The organism is Paenibacillus nitricinens, from assembly GCF_052056485.1.
In the GTDB taxonomy this organism is placed as follows: Bacteria; Bacillota; Bacilli; order Paenibacillales; family Paenibacillaceae; genus Paenibacillus_AQ; species Paenibacillus_AQ nitricinens.
This window is the reverse complement of record NZ_CP183948.1, coordinates 3,083,041-3,096,214: the sequence shown is the minus strand read 5'-3', so window position 1 is coordinate 3,096,214 and position 13,174 is coordinate 3,083,041. Positions and strand designations below refer to the sequence as shown.

Annotated in this window: 13 protein-coding genes; 4 read left to right on the top strand and 9 right to left on the bottom strand. The window is 41.8% G+C overall.

What is annotated here, in order from left to right:
- Positions 1 to 12 precede the first annotated feature (12 nt).
- Both ACN6KS_RS13725 and ACN6KS_RS13720 read right to left on the bottom strand, forming a co-directional pair.
- Positions 13 to 774 (bottom strand): sugar phosphate isomerase/epimerase family protein, encoded by a 762-nt coding sequence (locus ACN6KS_RS13725; protein WP_440962224.1) that lies wholly within the window; start codon positions 772 to 774, stop codon positions 13 to 15.
- 24 nt (positions 775 to 798) lie between these two features.
- Positions 799 to 1,962, bottom strand: coding sequence for a Gfo/Idh/MocA family protein (locus tag ACN6KS_RS13720; RefSeq protein ID WP_440962223.1), 1,164 nt, complete (start codon positions 1,960 to 1,962; stop codon positions 799 to 801).
- Between the two features lie 155 nt (positions 1,963 to 2,117).
- Here ACN6KS_RS13720 and ACN6KS_RS13715 point away from each other — a divergent pair, with 155 nt between their 5' ends.
- The 3 genes from ACN6KS_RS13715 to ACN6KS_RS13705 all read left to right on the top strand — a co-directional run bounded on the left by ACN6KS_RS13715 (position 2,118) and on the right by ACN6KS_RS13705 (position 4,387).
- Complete coding sequence (locus ACN6KS_RS13715; protein WP_440962222.1) at positions 2,118 to 2,954, top strand: helix-turn-helix domain-containing protein; 837 nt, start codon at positions 2,118 to 2,120, stop codon at positions 2,952 to 2,954.
- 79 nt (positions 2,955 to 3,033) lie between these two features.
- Positions 3,034 to 3,465, top strand: a complete 432-nt coding sequence (locus ACN6KS_RS13710) for a GNAT family N-acetyltransferase (protein WP_280786074.1) — start codon at positions 3,034 to 3,036, stop codon at positions 3,463 to 3,465.
- Positions 3,466 to 3,496: 31 nt separating this feature from the next.
- Positions 3,497 to 4,387 (top strand): LysR family transcriptional regulator, encoded by an 891-nt coding sequence (locus ACN6KS_RS13705; RefSeq protein WP_440962221.1) that lies wholly within the window; start codon positions 3,497 to 3,499, stop codon positions 4,385 to 4,387.
- 232 nt (positions 4,388 to 4,619) lie between these two features.
- Here the strand turns inward: ACN6KS_RS13705 and ACN6KS_RS13700 are convergent, their stop codons facing one another.
- From ACN6KS_RS13700 to ACN6KS_RS13670, 7 genes are all read right to left on the bottom strand, one after another.
- Positions 4,620 to 5,312: an ABC transporter ATP-binding protein gene (locus tag ACN6KS_RS13700; protein ID WP_094869838.1), complete on the bottom strand. Its 693-nt coding sequence runs from the start codon at positions 5,310 to 5,312 to the stop codon at positions 4,620 to 4,622.
- Entirely contained in the window at positions 5,309 to 6,427 is a 1,119-nt protein-coding gene (locus ACN6KS_RS13695) for an ABC transporter permease (protein ID WP_440962220.1), read from the bottom strand. Before ACN6KS_RS13695 ends, ACN6KS_RS13700 begins: the two co-directional genes overlap by 4 nt.
- A gap of 69 nt (positions 6,428 to 6,496) precedes the next feature.
- Complete coding sequence (locus ACN6KS_RS13690) at positions 6,497 to 7,873, bottom strand: sensor histidine kinase (protein WP_440962219.1); 1,377 nt, start codon at positions 7,871 to 7,873, stop codon at positions 6,497 to 6,499.
- Positions 7,870 to 8,547: a response regulator transcription factor gene (locus ACN6KS_RS13685; RefSeq protein WP_440962399.1), complete on the bottom strand. Its 678-nt coding sequence runs from the start codon at positions 8,545 to 8,547 to the stop codon at positions 7,870 to 7,872. Before ACN6KS_RS13685 ends, ACN6KS_RS13690 begins: the two co-directional genes overlap by 4 nt.
- A gap of 183 nt (positions 8,548 to 8,730) precedes the next feature.
- Positions 8,731 to 9,924, bottom strand: a complete 1,194-nt coding sequence (locus ACN6KS_RS13680) for a metallophosphoesterase (RefSeq protein WP_440962218.1) — start codon at positions 9,922 to 9,924, stop codon at positions 8,731 to 8,733.
- Between the two features lie 188 nt (positions 9,925 to 10,112).
- On the bottom strand, positions 10,113 to 10,523 hold the full coding sequence (locus ACN6KS_RS13675; RefSeq protein WP_440962217.1) for a bacteriohemerythrin: 411 nt from the start codon (positions 10,521 to 10,523) through the stop codon (positions 10,113 to 10,115).
- Positions 10,524 to 10,665: 142 nt separating this feature from the next.
- The gene (locus ACN6KS_RS13670; RefSeq protein WP_094869829.1) at positions 10,666 to 11,535 is read right to left on the bottom strand and encodes a cation diffusion facilitator family transporter; all 870 of its coding nucleotides are present in this window, start codon (positions 11,533 to 11,535) and stop codon (positions 10,666 to 10,668) included.
- 247 nt (positions 11,536 to 11,782) lie between these two features.
- On the opposite strand from ACN6KS_RS13670, the gene ACN6KS_RS13665 reads away from it, so the two are divergent.
- Positions 11,783 to 13,141: an outer membrane protein assembly factor BamB family protein gene (locus ACN6KS_RS13665; RefSeq protein WP_440962216.1), complete on the top strand. Its 1,359-nt coding sequence runs from the start codon at positions 11,783 to 11,785 to the stop codon at positions 13,139 to 13,141.
- Positions 13,142 to 13,174: the final 33 nt, after the last annotated feature.

Below are 13,174 nucleotides of genomic sequence, written 5' to 3'. Positions count from 1 at the left end.
GTTTTATCGATTCTATAATAGGCTAATAAGATAGCGCAGACTCACCTCTAAGCTCTCAAAAGGATCACGTCTACAAACATCCTGCTCCACAACGTACCATTCAACACCCGTCTCACGACAAGTAGTAATGATTTCTGCATAGTTCATGTTTCCTTCGCCTATTTCAGCAAAAACCTGTTTCCTATCAACTATCGCCATATCCTTTAAATGCACGACTTGCATTCTGCCTTTAACTTTACGTATCCATTCTACCGGGCTCGCACCACCAGCCTGCAACCAATATAGATCAAGTATGAAACCAACTGTAGGATCAGTCTCATTGAGCAGTACTTCCATTCCAGTAAAACCTTCAAAGCATTCAAATTCAAAATCATGGTTATGATAAACAAATTGCAGATCATGTTGTTCTTTTAGAGTTATTGCAATTTCAGATATCAATTTCGCGAATTCCCGGTAGCTTTCAAGCCCCGTACGAAATTCTTCCGGTAAACTTCCAAGTCCAATATATTTGCAATTCCACAGCTTATGCTCTGCGGCTAGCGCATCCAGATCATTCAATAACCGATCCCAGGACACATGGGTCGCACATATCGTCAACCCTGATTCATCCGCATATTGTTTAACAAGCTTCGGATCGATTGGTCCAATTGCTGAAATCTGAATGCTCTCATAACCCATTGCCGATACCTTTTGAAAAGTTGATCTTAAATCCTCCGCAGTTTGAGTATAGTCACGTAACGTGTACATTTGAGCCGCAATCGTCGAACGTTTCATAGGATTTAACCTCTCTCCTTCGATTTAATAAGTTCCTTTAACATTCAATGTTTTAGTTTCTGAGGCTTCCTTTTGGAAAGTCGAATTTTTTACTTTGTCCATCAGCTTTTCGTAGAATAAATCCGAATCCATCGGAAGCTCCACCCAATTGTCCGTCCAAGCCGATAAATACATGGCATTTGAAAGGGTAAGCCCCTTAATCCCTTCCTCCCCGGGAGCAAGTAAAACCTCATCATGCAAAATGGCATTCGTAAAGTTCCGTAGAATCCCTTTATGCTGCTCCCCTCCGCCATCTTGTACAGGTATCTCACATTTCCAACATTCCGGACTACCAAAACCTCCCGTAAACTCTGCGTTGAACTGCGGCTCCGGTGTACGTAAACGCCAAAAGGTTAGCTTCCCGCCCTCCACTACGATTTTCCCATTATCGCCATTGATTTCAAAACGATTAGTTCCCGGTGCCTCTCCAGTTGTAGTAATAAACAGACCTGTAGCGCCATTCTCGTATTCCACATAAGCGGTTACATCATCTTCAACCTCAATGTTGCGATATTTTCCAAAGTGGCAAAATGCTCTTATCCGCTTCGGCATCATGCCTGTCGTCCATTGCCATAAATCTAGCTGATGAGGATCTTGATTAAGCAATACCCCGCCACCTTCACCCGCCCATGTCGCCCGCCAGCCACCAGAGTTATAGTAGTTCTGCGATCTATACCAGTCGGTAATAATCCAATTCGTCCGGCGAATCTCACCTAACTCACCAGACTGAATAAGATCTCTCAGCTTCTGATACAAAGGATTCGTACGCTGATTGTACATGATTCCAAATTTGCGGTCAGACTGTGCTGCAGCATCGTTCATCTGTTGAACAGCTTTCGTATAAACACCTGCAGGCTTCTCCACTAGTACATGATAACCATACTGAAAAGCTTCGATTGCAAGTGTAGGGTGATCATAATGCGGAGTACAGATTAATACCGCATCCATGATATGTGACTCGAATAATTCCTTCGGCGTAGAATATTTCCTAACATTCTCAGGTAATTGCTCTTCAGCCCATTTCAAACGTTCTTCTCTTATATCACATACGGCTGTAAGCTCAGCCCCCTTAATCTCACTCAGAAGACTTTGCGCATGTGCGGTTCCCATATTTCCAATACCAATAATCCCATAACGAACTGTACCCATCTCTGATCACTTCCTTATTAATGGTTATGGTTAGAGGATATACTTTATTTAAGGACATGAACATGATCGAAATTAAGAACTATTTGTATTTAAGTAAGATGTTTTAGTTAAATGAAACCGTTATAATGAGGATATAAAAGCTTTAAAGGAGTTAAATGATGAACAATTCAGGGAACTTATCAGGACGTCTCCTGCAGAATCTCAAGGTTACTGTGACCCATGCCCAACTTAGTAATAGATATCCCGGATGGAACCGCACGCTGGAAACCCCCGCTTTTAATCGGCTATATTTTATTGATGGGGGTGAGGGGAAAGTAATTATAAACGGGATTACCTACTATCCGAAGCCAGGTCAGCTAATGATCATGCCTGCGGGGAGCACACAAACTACCGAAACTTCTATCGATGATCCATATATCCGTTATTACTGCCACTTTGATGCTGACATTGGAGAATGGCCCTTATTCCATGCGGAGAAAAAATTATACATCTGTGATTCGCCTAATCCAGATTCAATAAGGGCAATTTTCGTGGAGATGATCGAACAATTTCAAAAGGACGATATCTTATCTATCCTTCGCACTCAGGCTTGTTTGCTTAATCTCATTGCCACTTGTCTTGAATCAAGCGACAGTAGTCATACAGACTTTATGACGCAATTCATACACACCGGAGACCATGGGAAGCTGGCTCATGTGCTCCATTACATCGATAATTGTCTAAATAAGCCCATAGAGATTGATGAACTAGCAGAGCTTGTCCACCTGCACCCGAACTATTTTATACCTTATTTCAAAAGATTCATGGGGGTGACTCCCATGGCCTATGTTCAATTGAAACGTATGGAGCACGCCAAAAGACAGCTTTCTTACACAGATTACAGCATTTCAGATATTGCGGAACAGGTCGGCATGGAATTGGCTCATTTCTCTAAATATTTCAAAAAGGCGATGGGTCTCTCCCCATCCGCTTATCGAAATAGTACGAAGTAATTTACATAGAGATGTTCCTCTGAATGAGATGAACTATAATAAAAAAACAGCATGAAACAACATTATATTAAGGTGGTGGATGATCATACATATTAGGACGGCTTCATTTAGCGACACACAAGATATTGCAAAACTATCCAGTGAGCTCGGATATCCTTTAAATATCGAACAGCTAGCAGATAGACTTCAAGATATCAGAAATCGTAAAGATCATGCTATTTATGTAGCTGAGTCGGATAGCCAATTAATCGGATGGATTCACGCCAATGTGCGAATGTTAATTGAATCTCCACCCTTTGTTGAAATTTGTGGTTTGGTTGTCGATGGGCAGTATCGTGGAGAAGGGATCGGCAGACAACTTGTTGAAACCTGTGAACGCTGGGCAGCACAAATTGGAGTGAACAAATTAAGAGTGCGTACCAACCAGACTAGAGAAGATGCGGTACGTTTCTATACACGTATTGGATTTTCGCAGAAGAAAGCTCAGTTCGTGCTTGATAAGGAATTTTAAATACATTCGGGACTTTTAGTGAGGGAATTCTATGATTGTGGATACATTACGGGTTTTCGTTACAGTTGCTGAGCAAAGTCATTTTTCTAAAGCAGGAGAATTATTGAATCTATCTCAACCCGGTGTCAGTCTACATATCCGGAATCTTGAGAATGAACTAGGCGCAAAGCTTCTACACCGATCTCCGAAACAAGTAAAATTAACCGAAGCAGGTACAATACTTTATAATCACGCCAAACAAATATTGGCCCACTTCGAAGAAGCTCATCAGGAAATACAAATGCTTCAGGATGAGGTTACTGGCAGTATACATATTGGTGCCAGCTTTACGATTGGAGAGTATATATTACCCTCAAGACTTGCGGAATTCGCAAATCAATACCCACAAGTCAAGCTTCAGGTGACGATCGGTAATACTGAAGAAATTATTGGTGGGGTTAGAGCCAATGAATTGGATATTGGGTTTATCGAAGGAGAAGCCCATGAAAATGATCTGATCGTCACTCCTTACATGAAGGACGAGATGATTATCGTCTCCCCTGCCAACCATCCTTTGTCAAAAATAGTCTCTGTGGAACATGGAATGCTACAAAATCAGGTTTGGGTTCTGCGTGAGCTCGGCTCTGGAACGCGTGCATTCAGTGATCATTTCATTCAAAAAGAAGAGATTTCTGTCAAAAGATCCTATGTCTTCAACAGTAGTCAAGGGGTTAAGGAAGCCGTTGCCTCTGGTTTGGGAATTGCGATGCTCTCCAGATGGATTGTGCGCAAAGAATTAGCAAGTGGTGAAATCTGTGAGCTCCCCATCAGACATCATCATCTTGAAAGACAATTCTCGATTATTCGCCATAAAGAAAGCTCCTCCTCCATGGCTACCAATGTCTTTATTCAAAAACTACTTGTCTCTAGGAAAGATAAGTAATCAAGTAAATCTTATAACTATGCCGGTCAATCTCCTAAGGATTGTCCGGCATTTTGTTATCTATTCGATTGATTACTTCTCTAAACATTGCCGGAGATAATCTGAACGCAGCTCATGCCCGAATTCTATTTGAACTGGCACTGTCATTCAGCAGTGATTTCAATAAGAACAAACCCTTGTTCACACACAAAAAAAACGATTCATGCCATAAATAGCATGAATCGTTTTTTCACTAATTTTTGCTTAACTCATGTTCAACCAAATGTCCATCTTCCAGATGTAGCACCCGATCACACCATTCGAGCATCCGTTCATCATGAGTGACCATTACAGCAGCTTTACCCTCATTCTTTACTTCGTCAGCAATCATTTGCACAACTTCTCTACCTCGTTTGAAATCTAAGCTTGCTGTTGGTTCATCTGCAAACAAGATTGCAGGTTTATTCATCCAAGCTCTTGCGATAGCTACACGTTGCTTCTCCCCGCCTGATAGTTGCTCAGGATAATGGTTTCGACGTTTCCAGATATCCAGACGCTTCATCAAATCAGCTGCCCGTTCCTTAGCTTCTTTAGAACTCATCTTCCCTTGTTTAGCTACAAAGAGAAGCTGCTCTTCTACCTTCAAGTAGGGCAGTAGCTGTGCGCTTTGGAACATAAAGCCTATTTTTTCTAATCGTAGCTCAGTCAGCTCACTTTTACTTTTATCTGTAAGTGATTCTCCGTCTATGAAAATTTCACCACTGGTTGGCGTAAGAAGCGCACCCGCCGCTGATAGGAACGTACTCTTCCCTGTTCCAGATGGTCCAAGGACAGCAACGAATTCTCCTTCATTGACTATAAGATTCAAATTGTTCAAAACAGATACTGTTGTATCGCCGTCTCCGTAGGTCTTGGTTACTTGCTTCATCAATAATTTTGCACTCATGCTCCAGCCCTCCCAATTGCTTCTAATGCATCTACTTTTGCCACTTTAGCGACAGAAATAAGTGATCCTAAAAGAGACATCCCCACGAACAAGCCGCTGGTTAATAGAATCGTAGAAGGTTCCAGTTGGAACGGCATAGTGTCTGGTAGTACCTGATTCATTCCAAAGGTTAGCAGCAAGCTAATACTAAGACTTGCAATGGCCAAAATCATAACTTGCCCTACTACGCTCCAAGCCAAGTAAGACATTTTTGTACCCATGGCTTTCAGAATGCCAAACTGGCTTGTTTTCTGAATTGTAATGACATAGAAGAACACAGCCAGAACAAACCCAGCGATTACGAACAGAAAGGCAATCATCATAAGCAGTGAACCTTGTTCTGATGAATAACCCGGAATATTAGAGATCGCTACTTTTTGTGTAATAACTTCCACATTTTTTGAACTAGCAGAGATCTTATCCACTTGCCCTGCGTTTGCATTGAGCGCAATGACATTAAAAGGCACTCCTGATGTAGCCTCACTACCTTGATTAACGCCTTGTCTCATTTCCTGCCAATCTTTATTGTTAATATAGACTACTGGGGTATGGCTGTATGAGCTATTCTCAACATATCCTGTAACTTTAAATTCCTTCCCGGTTGCCTGATCTTGGATCGTACTGCCAATCTTAATACCCGACTGTTCCAAGTCACGATCAACGATGACACTTCCTTGCATATCATTCGTAATCTTGTCACCTTCAATCACTTTTGGAACCAGTAAACCGTTCATATCGACTGCAAAAAAAGTCACATCTGCTTTAGCATCCGCATCGTTCGTAGTCACTGTACTCATCTGTAGAGCGAGTGAAGAAGCGTTATTATCTCCTACTACTGCTCGAACACTACCCAGCTCCGTATCCGTTAACTGAGAACGTCTAAACGTCTGATCCGCATCCTTCTGCACCACATAATAGTTCGCCGGCATATTCTCTATTGCTGAGATATTAGCATACGCTAATCCTCTGGCCAGGCCCGTTACGAAAAGCACAAGAAAGGAAACCAATAACATGATTACCATTATTAACAGGTATCTGGCTTTAGAATGTCGCATTTCCCTTAAGGCTAGAAACATATTACCACTCCTTCTAATCTGTATAGTCACAGTTTAGAAGATGAAAATGAACGGAGTATGAATAACGAGTTACAAAAGCGGAAGAGTTACAGTAAAGGTCGTGCCTTTGCCAATTGTACTGGATACCTCTATGGTTCCGTTATGTGTCTCTACAATTTTTTGCGTAATCGCTAGTCCAAGACCGCTACTATGTGTTTCTCGTGTACGTGCCCGGTCGACTTTATAAAAACGGTCAAAGATGAGCGGTAAATCTTCTGCAGGAATGCCTTCCCCAGTATCCGAAAAGGTTACTACACAATTCCCTTCGTCTAGCTTTGCGGAAATCATAATGGACCCCTCAGCAGGTGTATATTTGATAGCATTAGTAATGAGGTTCATCCACACCTGATACAATAGATTAGAATCACCATGTACGCTAATGTCCGTAAGAATTAAACGAACCGCTAATTGCTTCTCTGTTAATCTCCACTCCATGATTTGTACAACCTGCCGCAGCTGTGCACGCAAATCTATAGGTTTCTTCTGCAGGGAATCCGGATCATAATCGAGGGAAGATAACGTTAGCAGCTGTTTACTAAGCATCGATAGACGATGGCTTTCTTGATCAATGATATTGAGGTACTCTATCCGTTCATCCTCTGGTAATGTAGGATCTTTAAGGGTTTGGGCAAATCCTTGAATAGAAGTTAATGGCGATTCGATTTCATGCGATACATTCGCAACAAACTCTTGACGGGCACGATTGGTCCGTTCCAGCTCACGACTCATAATCATAAAGTGTGAGGCTAACTGGCCAATCTCATCCCGGCGCCACGTATTTAATTTAATATCATATCTGCCTTTTGAAATCCGTTTAGTCGCCGTTGTCAAACGAGTGATGGGTCTGACCACATGCAGTACGCTGATCATGACGAATCCTAGACTGAATAACACGGTAAAACCGATGATGACAGCAAAAAACACGCGCAGTTCACCGAACTGAACCTCTGCATCCGGCCGCACGAATAATGCAAATGTCTCATGATTGACTTCAATAGGAACACCTATCGTATTGCGTAATTGATTATCAAAAAAACCTGTAATAAATGCGCTGTCAGGAAACTCAGCAACACCGTGATACACTTGTCCATTCAGGACCTTCTCTAATTGTTGCGGATCTAAATCCTCTTTCCGAAATGGCTTGCCGTAAAACCGGGATTGACCTTCTGCATCAGTTAAATAGATCTTATATCCCAGTACAGCTACACTTCGCAGGTAATCCTCCATAGATTCCGGGTGAGATTCTGCAAACTGCTGGATTTCAATGGCCATCCCCGTAAGCTTCGCATCGTTCTGCGATTTAATCTGAGCTTGGTAATAAATATTAGACACCAAGAAGCCAAGAAGGCTGCTCACCACAATGGCCGAGCAAAAGAGAATGCACATTCTCACATACAAAGACTTCACGAGCTCACCATCTCCAATTTATATCCAATTCCCCGTACCGTCCGAATCACAAAGTCATTCTGATAATCCACAAATCGTTGACGCAATCGCTTGATATGTACATCCACCGTGCGTTCATCACCTTCATAATCCATTCCCCATACTAGCTCAATCAACTCACTGCGTGAATACAATCTTCCAGGATATTGGGCCAGTTGTGCGAGCAGTTCAAATTCCTTTACCGGTAACAATAGTACTTCATCACCATCAGTGATCTCATAATTTTTACGATCGATAACAAGTGAATTCAAGCGAATCCGATCATCTGAAGCGATGGAATAACGCCGAAATAAAGCTTTGATCCGAAACAACAATTCTTCCGGCTCAAAAGGTTTCGTTACATAATCATCTGTCCCCCGCAAATAGCCTTGTTCTTTATCACTTAGCTGTTGCCGGGCTGTTAACAAAATGATCGGTATATCATATGTTTCTCTTATATGCTGGCATAGCTCCAACCCATCCACATGTGGCATCATCACATCCACAACGGCTAAATCCGCAATGCTTTCTTTCAGTTTATGTATCGCGTCCCGGCCATCGCTGGCCTCCATTACTTGATAACCTTCTCTGGTCAATACATGCTTTAATAATGTACGAATATTACTATCATCATCTGCTACTAAAATCTTTTTCATCATTTACACTCCCTGAATAACGGATGAACCCATAGTATCAACTTTAAAGGGTTAGAACAACTACACATATAGTTGGCAGTCAAGTAAACAATATAATTCGATTTATTTTTTCAAAAAAATAAGCTGCCCGTCTCGCAGAAAAATTCTACGGATTCGGGCAGCATCATATCATAAAGATTTCTTTTAGATTAACACCGGCTTTGAAGACACGGCTTCTTCACTGTATTGTTTAGTTCCTTCTAATACCACTTCAAGCTTGATGATCTCCGAACGGCTAGCTAGACGGATTGGAGGTCCCCAGGTCCCATATCCAGAGGAAACAACGACATGCAACTTATCTTTGCGGAGGTAACCCCAGTCCAGTTCGAACAACCGCTTGGTGATCCAGTGATTAGGAGCAATCTGTCCACGGTGCGTATGCCCTGAGAGCAGAATATCTACTCCTTCCTGGGCAGCGACATCAAATCCGGTTGGCTGATGATCCATCATGATCACAGGACGTGTCAGATCAAGGCCATTCAATAAGGAGTTAACGCTCAATCTGCCACCGGCTTCCATCGTCTCGGCAGTCTTATCTTTTCGACCTACAATATACGTTCCCGCCACTTCTTCAACTTCATCCTGTAGAACTTTAATGCCTATGCTTCTCATTAAATCTGTATATTCCTTAATTGAACCACCGTAATATTCGTGATTGCCCAGTACCGCGTAGACACCATGACGTGCTTTTAGTTGTTTCAGCTGTTCACTCATACGATTGCGAATAAAAGGCTCAATACTATCGTCAAGTACATCCCCAGCCAGCAATATCACATCAGGCTTCATAGCATTCATCTGGGCAACCATTTTTTTGAGATGCCGATTGCCGACGATATTCCCTAAATGCAGATCGGATGCAACCGCGATGGTAAGTGGTGTACTAGTTCCGATGGATTTATCAATGGGAATAGGATGTGTACGAACTACTGTACTCCAAGCGTTGATCGAACCCCAGACTAGAAAAACAACCAATAATATTAGCAATGTACCACCCGCTTCTGAGATGTAGCGCGTTCGATCGACACCCATCCAGCCCAGCAGCACATATAACAGATCAGCTAATGGCAACATGATAATAGCAAATTCCATGCAAGCTAGATAATACGACCCAATCACTTTGAAGAATCTGGCTAACGGCTTCACTATTGTAGGCCACGGTATCATTCCAATGACATACGCAAAGGCAACAAGCAGGAACAATGTCCAGAACAGAACAGCGGAAGCACCTGAGAACCATTCATGGACAAGCAGCCAACCGTGATACCCAATGTAAAAATTTACAAGGCCCAGAATAAGCAGCATAGCAAACCCTGAAGCTAACATTCGTAATGTTTTCATCGTTCCACTCCCCTTTACCATACTAACTCTATACGTCTTATCTCAAATCATAACACAAACCGTTAACCCAGTATAAATTACGGTGCTGTCTTCGGAAAACGTATCAAATAACATACCACAATTCTTTATCACATTCCCCGTCAAAAAAAAAGAAAATGCCCGTCGGCATCTTCGTTGGAGGTAATCAGTTATACCGCTCGATCACGGGTGGCCATACACTCACCAATTAGCTTATCGCATTTATTAATGTGATTCAGAAGCCAGTCGGTTAACGTACGGTTAAGCTTAATCGTTGAGAGAACGGAGACTCCCTTAGTTTTGATCGTTTCTTCTAATTCAAGAACGGCTTTTACAAAATCGACATGCGTCTTACGATGTTCCGCCAATTCAGGAAAATCAATCTCTTCCATCAATTGCTCTTCATTGCTAAAATGCTCGATGGTATATTCCTTCAAGAATTTCAGCGTTTCTTCGATCTTCTCTTTCCCTTGCTGCTTACTGCATGCATCAAAAAATTCGTTCAATTTCGCCAGCAACTGTCTGTGCTGACAGTCTATTTTCTCTACACCGATATCATAAGAATCCTTCCATTCAATCACAAAATCACCATTCCGTTCCCTAAAATTTACATATTGATAAATACAATTAATTCTCCACCTTTCCGCATAAAAGATCTGTTAATAACATCACAAGGAAAATCCCATATCCATCCAAAGGAAAATCACACTTTATTGGCCGTTTCTACTTCATTACAGGTTCTATGTGGACAAGCACATTTGAAACTTGGTGCCGGTCTTTCAATTGTTCTTCGATTTCTTCCGTAATATCATGGCTCTGCACCACACTAAGCTCGGAATCTACTAATACAGTTGTATCTACTAGCACGTTATTCCCGTGGATGCGAGCTTTGATATCTTTTATAGATTGCACACCTTCAATTTCAGCGACGGTTTCTTTCATGAGTTCAAGCTCTTCGGCATCAAAACCATCCGTTAAGTCATGTGTAGCTTTACTAAAGATATCCCATGCCGTCTTACAGATAATCAGGCCAACAATAATCGCTGTAAGCGGATCAAGCCATGGAATTCCAAATCCAGAAGCTACAATCCCGACAAAAGCACCTATGCTAACTAAAGCATCTGATCGATTATCTAGTGCTACAGCTCGCATAGCGTTACTATTAATAGAACGGGCCAGTCTAATATTATACATATACACGCCCATCATTATCACAGCACAAAAAACTGCCGTCCAGGCTGCTATAAGATCTGGACTTTCCAGTTCGGGTTGAATAAATTTGTTCACACCCTGGTACAGCACTTGAAGTCCTACCACAATCATAATGAATGAAGCAATTAAGGATGCTACGGTCTCTGCTCTAAAATGCCCATAGCTATGATTGGAATCCGGCGGTCTCCTGGAGATCTTAAGGCCGATTAGTATGGCGATAGAAGCGATAATATCCGTACTGTTGTTCAGTCCATCTGCAAGTAGCGCTTGAGATCCAGCGACCGTACCAATAAACAGTTTTATGGCGGATAGGAATATGTAGGTAACTATGCTTAGCCATGCTCCTTTTTCACCTTGTTTGATGTCGTTGTAATTTTCCAAAAAAAGAACCCCCAAAGAATAGTATTGTTCTATACTACACTCCGAGATTCGGGTGGGTCTAGAGAAACAGTGTTGCTAAGAGGCGTAATAGTTCCCTCCGTCAAATAGAGTTGCTAGGTCATAACTGTTTTGCGGAGTGTAACATAGTTTGCCTTAGTTCAACTTTAATTCCATTCTTATGAATAGTAACTTTTTGCCATTTATAATGTCTAATTATAGTAATCACTATTTTGAGGAGCGTGAAACGATGATTCAGTCTTTGCACAAGACTATGATTAAAGTTTTAGCTGTTACATGCATTGCATCCCCAATAGCTTACAACGGATCATTATCCGTCATTTCCGCAGAACAAGCCGTCATAAGTACAAGCTATCCTTATTACAATGAAGTCAAAGCACCCACTCTTACTCCTGTATGGTCGTTTTCGACCGCTATCTTAAAAGAAGATCGGATTACTGAGCAGTACGTTACAGCCCTTGCCGAGAATGGGAAAGTTTTTGCCTTGCAGCGGAATGAAAAACTAGTCGCATTGAATGCTATAACAGGTAAAAAAATGTGGGAATTCGGAAGTGCATTAGCTCCATTGTTCACTTACAGTAATGGATATATCTACGGACTGACCCAAAGTGGCTCTCTGTATGCTGTTAATGAAGCTGGTAAAAAAGCATGGTCGGCTTCATTATCACTACCTAAAGCCACAAGTATACAACGGTTAGGCTCCACCATTTATGTAACACAAGAGAGTCAACTTGCAGCGGTCGATGCTGTCAGTGGGAAGATCAAATGGAAGGCTGTCGAGGAGAGCAATAACTTTACAGGCTTATCAGAACTTATGGAAACCGATGGGGTTGTTGTTCGAAGTTATCTCTCTCAGGGAGCCTTAACAACTGCCGCTCTTGCCGCTTATGACAGTCTGACAGGCAAAAAACTATGGGACCAGACCCGACAATGGTGGCCACTAGCAGTAAAGGATGGCCTTCTCTACTCCATGACCAATACGTTAATGCTTGATGATAACCCTGTAAATCGTAATGTAAAAGTTTCTGTATTCAACGTAAAAACGGGTGAACTTAAAGGAGAACGTTTATATAAATGGACAGATACCGAGAATAAAGATGGAGTGTTCGTATTTGGTGGTGTCAATGGGACGGCGTTCTTGGACGGAAATGACTTCTATATTTTTCAGGGCAGCAAGCTTGTGAAATATAATTTCTGGAATTACTCAGCGGAAGGTAAACCTGTTCAAACCTGGACCTCTATGGCTAAAGAGAAGGATTATCCACTTCACCAAGTTCATCAGCAAAGAATGTTATATTCCAATTATGATACGGGTACATTATCTGCACTTAAACTTGGAAATGGGCAAGGTGTAGTCCTCAATAATGGGGAGAATCCTGTCGTTCAGACGGATCTTTTTGGAAACGTGGTTTATAGCGGACAATCAGATGGCCTATTTCACGCTTATGATCTGTTGACTTTGAAGCCTATTTTTACCGTGAATACAGGATCTCGTAACTTTACTCCTTCGCTTAAAACCGGAGGCATGCTGATGATTCGAACGGATAATAAGCTGCTTGCCATTAAACTACCTTCATCAGTTAAATAAAAGAAGCCTGATTTCTCAGGCTTCTGGATTTCA

What these genes read in the sequence shown, in the direction of transcription:
- ACN6KS_RS13685 (WP_440962399.1), bottom strand. Translation starts at nt 8,547, where the DNA reads ATGAAAAAGATTTTAGTAGCAGATGATGATAGTAATATTCGTACATTA.
- ACN6KS_RS13710 (WP_280786074.1), top strand. Translation starts at nt 3,034, where the DNA reads ATGATCATACATATTAGGACGGCTTCATTTAGCGACACACAAGATATT.
- ACN6KS_RS13720 (WP_440962223.1), bottom strand. Translation starts at nt 1,962, where the DNA reads ATGGGTACAGTTCGTTATGGGATTATTGGTATTGGAAATATGGGAACC.
- ACN6KS_RS13705 (WP_440962221.1), top strand. Translation starts at nt 3,497, where the DNA reads ATGATTGTGGATACATTACGGGTTTTCGTTACAGTTGCTGAGCAAAGT.
- ACN6KS_RS13665 (WP_440962216.1), top strand. Translation starts at nt 11,783, where the DNA reads ATGATTCAGTCTTTGCACAAGACTATGATTAAAGTTTTAGCTGTTACA.
- ACN6KS_RS13715 (WP_440962222.1), top strand. Translation starts at nt 2,118, where the DNA reads ATGATGAACAATTCAGGGAACTTATCAGGACGTCTCCTGCAGAATCTC.
- ACN6KS_RS13695 (WP_440962220.1), bottom strand. Translation starts at nt 6,427, where the DNA reads ATGTTTCTAGCCTTAAGGGAAATGCGACATTCTAAAGCCAGATACCTG.
- ACN6KS_RS13680 (WP_440962218.1), bottom strand. Translation starts at nt 9,924, where the DNA reads ATGAAAACATTACGAATGTTAGCTTCAGGGTTTGCTATGCTGCTTATT.
- ACN6KS_RS13700 (WP_094869838.1), bottom strand. Translation starts at nt 5,312, where the DNA reads ATGAGTGCAAAATTATTGATGAAGCAAGTAACCAAGACCTACGGAGAC.
- ACN6KS_RS13725 (WP_440962224.1), bottom strand. Translation starts at nt 774, where the DNA reads ATGAAACGTTCGACGATTGCGGCTCAAATGTACACGTTACGTGACTAT.